Source organism: Pseudarthrobacter sp. J47, assembly GCF_049810315.1.
In the GTDB taxonomy this organism is placed as follows: Bacteria; Actinomycetota; Actinomycetes; order Actinomycetales; family Micrococcaceae; genus Arthrobacter.
Window position 1 is genome coordinate 2,282,853 of record NZ_CP187358.1, and the last position, 14,484, is coordinate 2,297,336.

General features: G+C 64.2%; 10 protein-coding genes. 6 read left to right on the forward strand and 4 right to left on the reverse strand.

Annotated elements, in window-relative coordinates:
• Nucleotides 1–3: 3 nt before the first annotated feature.
• From ACPJW8_RS10430 to ACPJW8_RS10440, 3 genes are read right to left on the reverse strand one after another with little or no spacing between them, the layout of a single operon-like run.
• Nucleotides 4–1,212, reverse strand: a complete 1,209-nt coding sequence (locus ACPJW8_RS10430) for a GIY-YIG nuclease family protein (protein WP_330194237.1) — start codon at nucleotides 1,210–1,212, stop codon at nucleotides 4–6.
• Nucleotides 1,209–3,194, reverse strand: coding sequence for a DEAD/DEAH box helicase (locus ACPJW8_RS10435; RefSeq protein WP_330194236.1), 1,986 nt, complete (start codon nucleotides 3,192–3,194; stop codon nucleotides 1,209–1,211). Before ACPJW8_RS10435 ends, ACPJW8_RS10430 begins: the two co-directional genes overlap by 4 nt.
• Nucleotides 3,191–5,908: a DNA methyltransferase gene (locus ACPJW8_RS10440; RefSeq protein WP_330194235.1), complete on the reverse strand. Its 2,718-nt coding sequence runs from the start codon at nucleotides 5,906–5,908 to the stop codon at nucleotides 3,191–3,193. The genes ACPJW8_RS10435 and ACPJW8_RS10440 overlap by 4 nt, the downstream gene beginning before the upstream one ends.
• Before the next feature lie 357 nt (nucleotides 5,909–6,265).
• Between ACPJW8_RS10440 and ACPJW8_RS10445 the strand changes: the two genes are divergently transcribed.
• Entirely contained in the window at nucleotides 6,266–7,438 is a 1,173-nt protein-coding gene (locus ACPJW8_RS10445) for a hypothetical protein (protein WP_257371054.1), read from the forward strand.
• Here the strand turns inward: ACPJW8_RS10445 and ACPJW8_RS10450 are convergent.
• The gene (locus tag ACPJW8_RS10450) at nucleotides 7,419–7,910 is read right to left on the reverse strand and encodes a helix-turn-helix domain-containing protein (protein WP_142938930.1); all 492 of its coding nucleotides are present in this window, start codon (nucleotides 7,908–7,910) and stop codon (nucleotides 7,419–7,421) included. The genes ACPJW8_RS10445 and ACPJW8_RS10450 overlap by 20 nt on opposite strands.
• A 442-nt stretch (nucleotides 7,911–8,352) precedes the next feature.
• Here ACPJW8_RS10450 and ACPJW8_RS10455 point away from each other — a divergent pair, with 442 nt between their 5' ends.
• The 5 genes from ACPJW8_RS10455 to ACPJW8_RS10475 all read left to right on the forward strand — a co-directional run bounded on the left by ACPJW8_RS10455 (nucleotide 8,353) and on the right by ACPJW8_RS10475 (nucleotide 14,445).
• Nucleotides 8,353–8,736, forward strand: coding sequence for a hypothetical protein (locus tag ACPJW8_RS10455; RefSeq protein WP_071416501.1), 384 nt, complete (start codon nucleotides 8,353–8,355; stop codon nucleotides 8,734–8,736).
• Nucleotides 8,737–8,908: 172 nt separating this feature from the next.
• Entirely contained in the window at nucleotides 8,909–10,210 is a 1,302-nt protein-coding gene (locus ACPJW8_RS10460) for a hypothetical protein (protein ID WP_330194234.1), read from the forward strand.
• Between the two features lie 58 nt (nucleotides 10,211–10,268).
• A complete protein-coding gene (locus ACPJW8_RS10465) occupies nucleotides 10,269–12,614 on the forward strand; it encodes a phage tail tip lysozyme (protein ID WP_330194232.1) in 2,346 nt (781 codons plus the stop codon).
• 167 nt (nucleotides 12,615–12,781) lie between these two features.
• Nucleotides 12,782–13,723, forward strand: a complete 942-nt coding sequence (locus ACPJW8_RS10470; RefSeq protein ID WP_330194231.1) for a hypothetical protein — start codon at nucleotides 12,782–12,784, stop codon at nucleotides 13,721–13,723.
• Nucleotides 13,723–14,445 (forward strand): hypothetical protein, encoded by a 723-nt coding sequence (locus tag ACPJW8_RS10475; protein WP_142938926.1) that lies wholly within the window; start codon nucleotides 13,723–13,725, stop codon nucleotides 14,443–14,445. Before ACPJW8_RS10470 ends, ACPJW8_RS10475 begins: the two co-directional genes overlap by 1 nt.
• Nucleotides 14,446–14,484 lie beyond the last annotated feature (39 nt).

The window sequence follows — 14,484 nt, forward strand, 5'->3', positions numbered from 1 at the left end:
TGGTCATTCCCTTCCTGGTTGTTGTCGTTCGACGAGTTTCTTGAGCTGAGCGTCGTAGACATAATCAGTGATCTCGCCGGACATAATCATTGCGACGGCCTTGTTGATAATGTCCAGCGGCACCACGAACCACTCCGAGGGGTCGTAGTCGCGTCCCTGCCGGTTGACCTGCGTCAGGTCCAGACGCACCTCGGCAAACACGCGGTGCAAGAGGTGCTCCAGCCACGATGCACGCACGTTGTAGAGCCGGTAGTCCGCTAGCACCTTCACGGGTGCCATCAGGTAAGTTGGCGAATTCGTCGCGTTCTTGATGCGGGTCTCGACCTTGGTGGTGGAGAAGCCGATCTTATGAAGGTCCTTCATTCCCGCGATTTGGGCGTCGTCGCTCAGCGACTGCAGCACGTAGATGTGACCGCTCTCCACGTCTGCGTCGAGGACCTCGCCCGCATCGTGCCCCGTCCGTGCCAGGACCTGGCCCTGCGCCTCGTACATGCGGGTCATGAGGCTCTGCTTGTACATCGCCGACTCAGTGCCGTTCTCGAAGACGACGCGCAGGCGCTGCTTCTGCCGGGGCTTGCCGCCGACGACCAGGTCCACGTCCTCGCCGACCTCAGCCACGAAGCACATGACGCCGCTCAGCACGAAGAACACACCCTCGCGGATGAGATCCATGCCAGTGAATGGCATCAGCTTGTACGTTCCCTCGGCCAGCTCGGCGTGCTTCGCCTTGAACAGCGGCTCGAACAGGTCGAAGTCTTCGGCCTTCACCCGTTGAGCCACTGAGTCAGGCGATTCCGGGCGTTTGATTACCGGCAGGTCTGAGACGTCGAGGATGCCGGAGTCGTCGCCGAGCAGATCGTCCAGGTCGTCGCTCTCGAGAAGGTCGTCCAGCGACTCGGGCGCTGCTTCTACGGCCAGAAGTTCATATTCTGTGTCGAGGTGTTTGAGCGCCGCAATTTTCTCGTCGTTGGCGAGGATGCCTTCGAGGCGGGCCCCAAGCTTTCGCTCGGCGATCTCTCGGGTCGCCGAGTTAGGCAGACGCCCGTGCGTCCGGCGGAACTCCACGATCTCCAGAAACGCACGCTCGAGCCGGTCGGACGAGGAAACTTTCCTAGTCTTCTCAGGTGCGTCAAGCAGGCCGTCCAGGTCGTTGTCGATGAGGTCCTGCAGGGAGGACGGCACTGCTTCGAGGATGTCGTCGTTATCGCTCATTCGCTCTCCACCATCTCAGTCGCGCGCTTCTGCGCTTCGAGCTTCTGCTTGGCCCGCTGGAGCCACAGCAGCGCGTCAGCGTACCGTTTCTCAGTCTGATCTTCAGCCCGCGAGTCCGGACGGCGGCCGTTGACCTTGATCCAGTTCTTGATGCGGGGAACGAGTGCCAGCGCCTCTTCTTCGGTGAACTCGATGCGAGTGGCCGTGATCTGGTCCTGAATGATCCGGAGTACCGAGGGAGTCACTGACTTGGAGATAACCTCGAAGGCGCGCTGGAATGGGTTCACCGAGTCGATGAGGTTGATGTTCAGCTCGTCGATGTTGACAAACTTCTCGGCCATCTTGATGAACCGCTTGTCGCCGACCGTGCGCACTTCGCCGTTCTTGATCACGGAGTCCACGACAACCTGCTGGCGGACCTCCTCGACCTGCGCCTCGGTGAGGTCCGGGTACTTTTCGCGGATGATCTTCGGGATCAGCACCTTGTTGGTCGTCTCGGCGTCCACTGAGCCGGCGGCAGCCCGCGCGAAGGTGTCGTCTTGGAGGATCGTCGCCTTCAGGTCGTTCAGGTCGGTCTCCACGATCTGCTTCACGCGCGCGCTCGATGGCTCCTTGAAGCCCTTAATCTTCAGCTGCCCCGGCACCACGGAATCGTCGCCGTCGAACTTCTTCGTCTTGAAGGTGAAGTTCTGCGCGAGGACCTGCTCCATGAGGAGCGATGCGGTGATGGCCTTGAGCATGTTGTTGACCGAGACCTTCACTTCGCCCTGCGAGGCGTCGGGCTCGGCGATGAGGTTCGTGAACTGGGCATGGGATTTGCCTGGGCTGTCGCGGGTGACCCGGCCGATGATCTGGATGACCTCGGTCAGAGAGGCCCGGTACCCGACGGTGAGGGCGTGCTCGGCAAACGGCCAGTCAAAGCCTTCTTTGGCCATGCCCAGGGCGATGATGATGTCCACCCCGTCGCGCTCTTTGGAGGCTGTGTGAGCCAAGTAGTGGAGGGTGTCGCCGCGTTTCTTTTGGTCCGTGTCGTCGACGAGGTCCGCGACGCGGACGATGGTTCCAGTGTCCTGCCGGCGCACGCTGATGATGCCCGTGTCGGGGTTGGTCTCCTCGACGTGCCCGATGACATCGATGATGCGGCCGATCTCTTCGAGCTTGTCCTTCGTGGATTCACCCGAGTTGACATTCGGGATGTGCACGATGGTTTTCTTGTCGAGGTCCAGCACTTCGCCGATCGCGTCGGTGTAGCGGCCCTGGTAGAAGTGGTGGCCGATGCCGAGCGAGTGCAGGTGCTCGTATCCGTTGAGCTGGTCGTAGTAGTTGAAGGTTACCGGCGTGAACTTGGCCTCGTCCTCTGGCGAGAGCACCGGGACAGAGTCCCCGCGGAAGTAGGAGCCCGTCATCGCGACGATGTGGACGTCGCTCCCGTTCATCATGTCGCGCAGGAGCGCGCCGAGGCGGCTCGACTCGAGGTCCGCGGAGACGTGGTGGAACTCGTCGATCGCGAGAACCGTGCCGTTGAACGACTCCGGTGCCAGCCTCTCGAACGCGAAGCGGAGTGTCGCGTGGGTGCACACGAGCGTTGCATCGGGCCCTTTGAGGAAGCTGATGAACGCGTCGACCTTGCCCGCTGAAGAGCCGGCATCACAGAGGTTGTGCTCCGGCTTGATCTCCCAGTCTGCGAAGAAGCCGAATTTGGACAGTTCCGTCGAGGCGAAGGACGCGCCAATTGAGCGCTCCGGGACGGCCACGATGACCTTCTTGCGTCCCTGGTTGTACAGCTTGTCGAGGGCAACGAACATCAGCGCACGGGATTTGCCGGACGCTGGCGGGGCCTTGACGAGGAGGTGTTGTGCGTCACGCTTCGCGAAGACCCGCTGCTGCATGTCGCGCATACCCAGCACATCCGTGTTCACCGAAGCTTTCGTTTGGGCATAGGTGACGTCAACGATGTTTATGGGCTTCTTGATCGCGTTCACTTCGCGGTCCTCCGGGTCTTCTTCACTGGGGCCCTTGCGGCCTCGGCGTTTGTCATCTCCTCATACATAGCAAAGAGGTCAGACAGTCTTTGTTCATCAGTCTCGTATCCGCGCTTGGAGTAGATCGAGTCGACCAGCGCGTCCACCTCCGCATGCGCCTGGCGTAGGTCGTCCGGCATCTTGTCGGGGTCGTAGAGCTCCGCGAGAGTCTGCTCACAGTGGTACTCACGGACGTCGAGAATCCGGAGAGCGGCGATCGTCAGCTTTTCTTTCACGGCGTCCGACAGGGGTGGGACTGGGAAATTGTTGTAGACAATGTATGCGCCGTATCTTATGCGCGTCTCCAGCTGACCACCGACTGCCCGTAACCATGCATTGTGGACTTGGGACGTCAGAAGAGCAAACAGCCAGGGTTCAGCGTCATAGACTACGAATGCAAGGTTGGAGACCACGGTATCGGCACCCACGTAGCCGATCGGTACGTACTGACGCCTTTCCGAGGACACGGCGGGGACCACGATGGACTCGGTCGGCTTGTATGCGATCTGTTTGAACCTGTTGGGGTGCACCGCGTAGTCCGCGGTTGTCGAAGCAATGCTCTCGCTGCGCCAACGCGCGACTGCCTCCAGACGCCGCGCAATTGGCGCGTGCGTCTGAGCCTCACTCAAGTCGCGATCCGTAATCCAAAGGCAGTACCGTTCGATGTCGTTGATGAATTCAGCGGATCCGACATATCTCTTAATGAATTTTTCAATGTCAGGCGCTTCGGTGAGAGCATCGCGGCGTTCGCTCGGTTCGATCACGAGGTGACCACCGTCTTTCGGCATCGAGCCAAGGACCATACGCGGCATAGCGGCGCTTAGAACCTTCGTTCTCCGGTAAATAAATACCGAAGGTGCATCGGCCAAATAGCCATTGATGTTCTTCGCTTCGATCTGCAAGCCGTCTGTGAAGATGTACTTTGCACCAGGTCGCTCCACGCGGAGATTGATGACCACGACAGTGACCCCCGCGTTGCGCTTAGCGTTGTTCTCCCATTTGAACGAGGTGTAGGCGTACCCAATCTCAACGCCCTTGGCGAAGATCATCGGGAACATCAACCCGACGTGCTCGCCTTGGGAGACTGAGTTTGTGGTCACGAACGCAAGCTCCGCACGCGTTCCTTCGATGTAGTCGGCACCCTTTACGAACCAAAGGGCGATGTAGTCGAGGTCTTTGGAGTACGGGCGCTTGCCGAAGACGAAAGGATAGTCAGCCTTCATGTCTTTACCCTGGGACTTACCACCCTTGTATGGGGGATTGCCGATCAGGTAGATCTCACCGCCGTCATTCGGGCAGACGTCGTTCCAGTCGACGCGAGCCGCGTTGCCCGGCTTGATCTGACCCGTCTCCTTCAGCGGGATCAGCGGAATCGAGATGTTGAACTTCTCCTTGAACTCGGTGTTCATCTGGTGCTTGGCGATCCAGAGGGAAAGGATCGCGACCTCGACGGCGAAGTCGTCGATCTCAATCCCATAGAAGTGCTCGATATTGATCCTCGATTCGGCAAACAAGACGAGGTGTTTGTCGTCCAGCTCGGACAGGCGCTCGAGAATTGCGTGTTCGAGTTTGCGCAACTCCTTGTAGGCGATGATCAGGAAGTTGCCGGAGCCACAGGCTGGGTCGAAGACTTTGATGGCGCTGATCCGGTCGAGGAGCGCCTCGAGTTTCTTCACGGAGTCGAAGCTTTCGTCGAGCTCGTCCTTCAAGGCGTTGAGGAAGAGTGGCTCGATCGTCTTGAGGATGTTCGGCACCGAGGTGTAGTGCTGACCGAGGTCGCTACGCTTGCCCGGCGTGACGATCGCCTGGAACATCGAACCGAAGATGTCCGGATTGATCTCGCGCCAGATGAGTTTGCCGGCGTTGATGAGCTCTTCTCGCGCCTTCTTGGTGAATATAGGCACCACGTGGTCCGTGGACATCGTGAAAAGGCGGCCGTTGACGTAGGGGAACGCCGCAAGGTGGTTGGGCTTGTCAGCCGGGTCTGCCGTGTCCAGCGCCATGAACAGGTCCGTGAGGAAGTCCGCGGTGTCCGAGCCGTCGTCCAGCGTGTGAGACCCGACGGCATTGGTGAACTGACTCTCGGCAAAGATCCCTGTGTCCTCGGCGAAGTAGCAGAACAGCAGACGAGTGAAGAACAGGTTAAGCGCGTGGCGTCCACGCGGTTGCCTAAGAAGATCAGGGTTCGCCTGGAGCAGCTCATCGAACAGCTTGCCCATGCGCTCGGCAGCCTTGACGTCCGCATGCGTTTCGGCGACGTACTGCGCCTTCTCCATCCCCGCCCAGGGCAGGAAGAAGGTGAAGTGCTGGTCAATGTCCCTGATCGGGAATCCGATTGTCTCGCCCGTCTGGGTATCCCTGGCCACGAGCTCGTCGTAGTCGGTGACGATCACGAAACGCGTGCTGAAGCGGACCACATCAGGGGAAGTCTTCAACTCCTCCAACACTTCCAGCGGGTCGCCTGACGTCTCTTTGAAATAGACGACCTTCTTTTGCGCGACCTCACCCCACTGGTCGGCTGCGACGTTCAGATCACCGTTGCGCAGGCGAGTGACGCTGCTCTGAGGCTTTCCGTAGGCGAGCAAGAGATCGAATATGAACTCGCGGTCGTACGTCTCACGGTCGGCGAGTGGTGTGACGCGCTCTTCGATGGCTTTCAGATTCAGCTTCGCCACGTACGAATTCCTTGTGCGTATGAAATAGCGTCAATGGTCGCCGGGCGTTTGGTACACACGCCCCTGTCCTCGGGTCCGGCTGAATTGCCGTCAGCGTAAGACCATGGTTCACACACGATTGCTACTCCTTACATGGCAGGGCGGAAGCGCACTGCCTCCTCGTGATCTTATCCGGGACCTGACCGCTGCTGATCTTGCCTCACCGCGTCACGCGAAGGAAGTCCTTCTCCATGGCGCGATAAGCGCACTTACCAGAGACCCGGTTCGAAGCCGCCCCGTCGATCGCGGGTATGGGGAATCGCCACTGACAGACCATTGCGACTTGGATTCTCCGGCCGGTGAGTCGAGACTGGAGTCATGGCAGTACAGGTGAGGCTCGCAGCGCTCAGCGCTCCCACCGTCCCACCTGAACCGGAGGTGGACGACGAGCTGCGCGAGCTCGAAGAAATTTCGCGGTCTTTGGAAGGACACACGTTGTCTGCTGCCACCCGGCGCGCCTATGCCACGGCGTGGCGTGCCTTTGATGACTTCTGTACCGGCCACGGACTGGACGCGCTGCCTGCGCATCCGGAGACCGTGCGCTGGTACGTCGCCTGGATGTCCACGCAGCTCGATGACGACGGGCTCCCCCGGTTCTCCGTCGCGACGATCCGCCAGCGCCTGGCCGGTATCGGCGAGAGGCACCTGCGCGGCGGGCTTCTGGATCCCACGGCCCACCGCGGCGTGGTGGATCTCGTGCGCGGGCTGGCCAAGCTTCGGGCCACCAGGCCCCGGCGCAAGCGCCCTCTGCTTCTGGACGACGTGGTCCGGATCATCGCGGTGATGGAGCACGACACATATCCGGCAGGCGTGTCAGCCACCAGGGACGCCCTGGCGGTGTGGCTCGGGTTCGCAGGGGCCCTGCGCAGGAGCGAGGCGGCGGCCCTGACGCTGAACCGGCTCGAGCTGCACCCGGTCGATGGTGTCCACGTTCATGTGGGGGCCTCGAAGGCCGACCCGGAGAACGCGCTGCCGGACGTGGTCGTGCTGCCGTTCGGGAGCTCGCCGGCATCCTGTCCCCCGTGTGCGGTGCACCGTTGGGTCGTGCTGCTCGGGCTCGCCCGGCAGGACGACGCGCGCACACGGCGTCGCGGGATCATGCAGCAGCTGTTCTCGTACGGTCTCGAGGAGCACGTCTGCGGGGCCGCCGGCTCAACGGCGCTCATCAGCAGCGCCGACCTGGCCTCGGGCGCGCCCCTGCTCCGGGCAACGTACCGCAACAGGAAGGACGCCCGGATCCATGCACGGGCGGTGAGCGGCGACGCGCTGCACACGATGCTGCTCTCGCGCATGGTCGAGGCCGGGATGAACCCTGCTGCCTACGGCTTCCACTCGCTGCGGGCCGGGCACGTAACCCAGGCGCGGCGCAACGGTGCGAGCACGGAGGAGATCATGCGCGCTGGCCGGTGGAGCCGGGCAGCGACGGTAGACGTCTACGACCGCGAGTTCAATCCTGCGGCACGCAACAGCGTCATGCGTCTGGGGTTGTAGACCCCTCGATGCCGGGGGCAACCCGGTGCCCGTGCTGGTCGTCCTCCTCGACCGGGACGCGGGCGTCGATGCTTTCCAGGAGGCGGAAGTCGACGACACCTTTGAGTTGAGCGCCGCCGCCGAGCACTTGAATGGCCTTGGAGAGCCGCAGCACCTCCAGCCTGTTCTTCTCCCACTCGCGCTGGGCCGCTGCGAGGTCGGCGAGGTACTGCTGCAGCTGGGCCTCGCTCTCTGCCTCCGGATCCTCGGCGACCAGGATCGCCAGGGGGACGTCCAGGGCCTTGGAGGCGGCGACCGCCTCGTCCAGGCGGACGGCGCGGATTTGCTGCTCTATCCGGGTCACCGCCGAAGGGTCGACGTTCGTTCCGAGGATCTCGGCAATCCTGCGGGCCAGCTCAGCCTGGCTGATGCCCAGGCGTTCCCTCTCCTGTCGCAGTCGGCGGGCGAAGAGGTCTCCGGGCAAGGCGTTCATCTGGTTTGGGCTCCTGGTCGGGTACATGGGCGCGAAGGGCTCAGCAAGAAGCGTATGCCGAGCCGTGCCGGAGCCGCACACCGCGCGCCCCGTCATGTGAAATCTACACGTTTTTGAGCAGAACGTCAGTCCTACCGCCGACACCTCGTTTGCGCTGGTCTTCGAGCACATTCCGGACTCGTATCCGACTCATCACTGATACGACTATGACTGATGACTCGAATGATGTAGATTGGTCACTGAAGATGTGCACGTATACGAGTCCCTAGAGAGGGGTCGGCCGCATGATTGCAGGCATTTCGTCCCGCTCAACGGGGAGTCACGTCGCATCGGGAGAGACCATTGATAGGGCGCTGTGCTCTGTCTAGGCGAATCGGTTATGCCAGTCGCCTCGTGACACATGTCATGCAAGCGACCATTCGATAGGCGAGAGGAAAGAACCATGACGAAGATTTACGAGGCGGCATTCGAGCGGGTCGCCCTGCCCACCGCGGCGTGGGACCTGACGAGCTTCCTGGAGAACGCGAAGTCCCAGATCCAGCTCTGGGGCGGGCTGCTGCTCATGCTCCTGGGTGCGGTCGGACTGGTCTGGGGCGGCGTGCTCCTGATCAAGAAGCTGATGGCTACCCCGCAGTCCGCGGGCCAGCAGCAGGGCTGGGGCACCATCGCCCTGCTCATCCTGGTCGGCGGCGCGCTCGGCACCGGCGGGTGGTCGCTGATCAACACCATCGGCTCCGGCGGCCAGAAGACCCTCGAGGACCTCGGCGGCGGCTCGGTCCTCGTGCAGACGGTCAGCCACGTACTGACCAGCGGCGTCCTGGGCTAAGCCCGGCGCGGCAGGAATCAACGGCCGGGCACACAAAGCGTCGACGGACCGCACCGGGTCGGTTGAGGTCACCAGGCCTCAACCGGCCCGGTGCGTCGTTTCCGGGGTCGGACGACGGCGCTGACGACGAGCAGGACAGGCAGAGCAAGGAACAGGACGAACGGGAACGGACATGGGGATCAAGGACAAGGCGCTGGCCTTCGGCAAGCGGTTCAAGCTCGACTCGCACCACGCAATCGAGCGCTTCGGGGTGTTCTTCGGCATCTTCGCTGTGATGGGGCTGGTCGTGGTGGCCGGCTCGGGTGCCGCCGCCTTCAAGGCGGGCAGCGACGCGGTGTCGCACACCGCGCTCTACAACACCGAGTTCACCTCCTCGAAGACCCAGCTCAAGGGCACGGTCGACGGGGTCTACACCAATCACACCGGCAACAGGGCACTGGTCATGATGCACTTCCCCGCCAGCGCGGCGATCTCGTACAACGCGGCGGACTACCAGGCCTTCCTGCTGGGCACCAACGACAAGCTGCAGACCGAGAAGGTCAGCACCAGCGGAATCAGGGGCACCTTCCACGTCTTCGGCTCGACCGGTTACGTCGGGGTCCTCCTGGACGCGGACCGGCCCTTCGACCGGCAGGTGCTCAACCTGACCGTCCGCGCGAACGCCGAGCTGACCTACGACGAGCGGCAGCAGAGCAGGGATGACCAGGTCGTGGGCGACTCGAGCTTCAAGAAGTACGACCAGTGGCGCGTGATCATCAACCCGGGTGCGTCGGGCACCACCGACATCCCGGCCCTGGACGCGGCCAGCTTCGACCCGGCCCGGGCCTATTACGACGTCGTGCTGAAGACCCAGGAGCAGCAGACGCGGGACAAGCTCGACCAGAAGCTGCTCGCGATGCGCACGAGCCTGAAGCAGGTCGAGTCGTACACCTCCGACCTGGCGACCACCAAGGTCGATGGGCTTTTCCTCCGTCCGCCGGCCGTTCCGACCTCCATCGCAGGTGATCAGGTGGCTGGTGCCTCGGCGGCCGAGGCCAAGGACGGGAAGGCGACGCTCGAGCTGAAGACGGGCCATGTCGTGCCCGGCGGATTCGACTTCAACTGGCGCGCGGGCAACGTCTATGACGGCTACCTCGACACGCTCGTGCCCGCCGGGAAGGGCTATGTGCAGTTCCTCGCCGACAAGCGCGCCGAGGGCAGCGACAGCACGAGCCAGCAGGTCTCGGACATGAAGTGGGTCCTCTCCGACGGCACCGACCTGAAGAAGGACTACCGGTCCTCCGATGTGACGATGCGCCCGCTCACGAACGTGATGAACAACCTCTCCCAGGCCTACCAGGACTACGGCAAGGCCAAGTCGGAGTACCAGTCCGGGCTTCTGCTCGAGCTGCTCGGCCTGGACGTGAAGCTGCGCGATGTGCAGTCCAACAGCACTGCGAACTCGGCCGGGGACTTCCTGACCGTCTATCACTGAGCGCGCTCCACGGAGCGGGCAGTCACCACCCAGGCATCGAGCCGGAAAGGACAAGCTTATGGCCATCGACAAGCCGACGCGGCGGGATGACCCGGCCCGGCGCGCTGCATCGCCCCGCGGGGTCCGCAGGTCCGCCGACGGGGGTGCGAAGGAGGAGTCGCAGCCCCCTCGTCGTGAGGGGTCCGGCGAACGCCGCGCCGGGCCCCGTACCGGAGCGGCCTCCGCTCCTTCCCCGTCCGGGGATGCAGCCAAGGGCCTGCCGAAAACCCCGGGGGCCTCCCCCGCGCCGCAGCCCGTGGACCCGACGCCTGCGGGCCGCGGGTCGAAGCACCTGGGAACCGCACCGGCCCCGGACGCAGGGGCTGCCGCTGGCAAGGCCGCAGGTGCGGCCGACACAGCCAGCAAGAACAGCAAGGCTGCCAAGGCTGCCAAGGCTGCCAAGGCTGCCAAGGCTGCCAAGGCTGCCAAGGCTGCCAAGGCTGCCAAGAGCCTTGACGGTGTCGCCGCCGGGGCGGCCGGGGGAGCTGCCCGCAAGGCGGTCGAGGGTGACGGCAGCAGCGCGGTCCGCCGCGGTGCCGGCCGGTACGCGGGAGCGGCTGCCTCGGGAGCTGTCGCCGGGGCGCAGGCCGGAGCCGCCGCCGGCGGTGTCGGCGCGCTGCCCGGGGCAGCGGTCGGCGCTGCCAAGAATGTGGGCCTGGAGACCGGCAAGGATGTTGTCGACGGTGCGTCCAAGGTCACCGGCGGAGGTCCGGACGCCGAGTCTGCCGACAAGCGGCTTGGTGTCGGGGGCACCGGCTACGAGCGGACCTCGCAGAAGGAGAAGGACGGCCAGCTGCTGTCCAAGACCGCTAAGGGTGTCGCCGTCGGCGGCACCGCGGCGGCCGCTCCCCCGGCTGCGGGGCTTCTCATGGTCATGGCCTTCCTGAAGTGGCTCAAGACCATGTTCTTCGCAATGCTCGCGATGGCCGCCAACGCGGCCAGCATGATCTGGGGTTTCATCCTCGGGATTGCCAAGGCGGTCGGGCACACGATCGCAGCGCCGTTCATCGCACTGGGCGGGCTGGTCGGCAAGGCAGCAGGAGCCGTGTTCGGGGTCACCGTTACGGCCACCGTCGCCCCGGTGGCCACGGCCGCATCCGGGGTGGCTGCGACCGTTGCCGCGGTGGCTGTGCTCAGCACGGTCCTCACGGGTGTGCTCGACGAGGCCGGCCTCGATGGCGGCCGCGGCTCGACCATGACCAACTGCATCGTCAACGTCAGCCGCAACGGCCCCGGCGCTGACGTCCCGGCGAACACCGAGGCGAACGCCCGGGCGGTCTACTCCGTGCTGAAGACCTGGGGTATGCCAGAGGAGAACATCGCGGGCATCCTGGGCAACTGGTCGCAGGAGTCGGGCGTGGACCCCACCAGCGTGGAGGGCATCTACAACGAGCCCTACCAGATCGGCCCGCGCAAGCAGATCGCCTGGGACGGGAACTTCACCCACATCCCCGGCCAGTCGCACGGCGGCATCGGTCTGGGCCAGTGGTCGAACGGGCGCACCACGATGCTCCTGGACTATGCCAAGTCCAAGAACCTGGACTGGTACACCATCAAGGCCCAGCTGGCATTCATGGCGGAGGGCGACAGCCCGGGGGACGTGGCCGTGTTCAAGGACATGATCAAGACCTCGCAGGGCTCTCCCTCTGCTGCTGCACTGCACTTCCACGACAAGTGGGAGCGCTCGGCCGACAACGCCTCACAGCTGCAGGAGCGTAAGGCCGACGCCGAGATGTGGTTCGGCAAGATGAGCGGCTGGACCGTCGACACCTCGGTCGTGGGCGGGGTCCAGGACATCGTGGGCGGCATTGTCGACACGGTCGGCAGCGGGCTCCGCTCCATCTTCGGCAAGTGCGACAGCGACACCAAGGTGCGCCCGGGCAGCCTCGTCGACGGCGGCATGAACGAGGAGCAGGCCCGGCAGCTGATCGACCTGTACAACCAGGAGGGCGACAAGTTCCTGGACGACAAGTACGGCGCTGGCGGACCGGGCTCCTGCGGCGACAACCACGCCATGAACTGCGTGTCGTTCTCGGTCTACTTCATGAACAAGTACACCTCGTTCCAGCAGTACCCGCCGGGCGACGGCATCCAGACAGCCCACGCGATCGCGTCCATGACGGGCAAGCAGGTCTCGAGTACGCCGACGGCGTACTCGGTCGGTTCCGGGCCGGGTACGGGGTCCGCGGGCCACACCCTCGTGGTGCTGGGCGTGCAGGGCGACAAGGTCATCCTCGGTGAGGCCGGCTACTGCGCGTTCATGGGCCGCGTTCGCGTTGACAGTGCGGAGCGGATGAAGTCCGAGGGGTGGGTGTTCGTCGACGTCACGGACCTCATCACCACGGGCGGCAACCTGCCGGCGTAGCCGGCGGAAGCAGGGCCGGTGTCCGGACGATCCGGGCACCGGCCCTTTCTGCGTCCCGATCCGTGCGCAGTAACCTGTCGAATGGGGCAGACTCGTTATTGAATGACCATTGCAGATAGACTTGGGAGTCATATATGAGGACAACGCGAGAAAGGGCGGGCATCGTGATGAGTGCGGACGATGATGCGCGTGGCAGGGCCGGGGACACGGTCGAGGACGAGGACGGCGCGCCGAAGAAGCTGAAGGCCCCCGCCACCCGCAGGCGGGTCAGCGGGGTCGAACTCGAGGCCCGCTTCGAGGGCTGGCGCTCCGACCGGCGAGGAGAGCGGCAGGCACGCACTCCGGAGGACTCGGCGCGGCGGACGCGCCTGGTCTTGAGCGCCGCGATGGGCGTGGCGATCCTCGGGCTCGCGGCGGCCGCGGGAGTGAGCGGCAAGGGATTCGAGGCGGAGCACGCGGCCAACGCCGACCGGATCTCCGCGCTCCAGGTCCAGATCGAGGATGCCAGGAGCACTCCGGTCGACCCGGATCTGACCGGAAAGATGACGCGGCTGATGGAGGCAGCCGCAAAGGACGCCCAGAAGGTCGCGGAGGCCCAGCAGCGCTTCGCGCAGCTGCACCACGAGGCGGCGACACAGCCCAATGCGGGCAACGGTACGCCGAACGCGGCGACACTGCAGATCGCCGAGCACCGCCGGACGCTGGCACCCCTGTTCAGCCCGCGCTCGTTCCTGGCCGACGAGAAGGGGGCCTACTCCTGGACCTCTGTGACGCCGTTCGACCCGAGCACGCAGATCGACCCGCGGTTCCCCTGGTATGTGCGCTACGAGGGTTTGAAGGCTTCCTCGCCCGGAGCATACGCCTGGTCGGTCGAGTCGGTGATGCCGGACCTCGCCACCCAGGACGCCACGGGCACCACGCGCACGGCGCGGGTGATCTGGCTGTGCCGGGACACCGCGGGTGGACAGGTGCTGGCGTGGGCGAACGCGGCCTACTCCTACGACGGGAAGGCCGGGACTTTCGCCGATCTCAAGGTCGTGGTGACCGCCGCCGGCGCGGAGCACCAGCAGGGCGCATCGACGACGGGCAACGGAAGCGGAGAGGGCTGATGGTGCAGGAGCAGCAGGTTGACGGCACGGACGAAACGGCAGCGCCGGGACAGGGCTTCATGCGGCGCAACGCTCTGGTGGTCGGGGTCGCGGTACTGCTGGTTACCGCCGTGACAGTGACCGGCCTGACATGGGGGTCCCAGCGCAGCGCACTGGATCAGCAGCAGCAGACGATCACGGGCCTTCAGGGTCAGCTTGCCTCGGTCGGGACCGCGAAGTCCGAGCAGGTCGAGCAGGATGTCATGCAGTCGCTCGGCGTGAGCCAGAGCCGGATCCACGACGACACGCAGATCGTGGACCGCCTGGTGAAGACGGCATTCACCTGGGACTCCGGCCAGGCCTACGAGGCCGCTCGCCGGGACCTGAAAGAGCGCTACCACCTGTCCGAGGACGAGCAGTTCCTGAAGCAGTTCATGCCGCCGGCGCGCTTCAACGAAGACGCCTCGGGCAAGCGCTACTACTACATCGACACCCAAGGGCTGAACTCGGCGGTCAATGCCGACGCGGACCTCGAGGTCGTGAAGGTCACCGCGGACGAGTACACGTATGCCGTGCAGGTCGAGGTGGCGGCTACCTCCGATGCGGTGTCCCAGAACAAGGTGGCACCGGATCGGGTCAAGTCGTACCGGACCGTGCTGGTGTACCTCACCGTCGACGCGCAAGGGAAGGTCTCTGGTCTGTCCGCCATTCCCGCTGGCGGTTCGACTCGTCATTCCAGATGATCCGACTCCCTTTCGACTCATCTTCTTGATAGAGTTGTA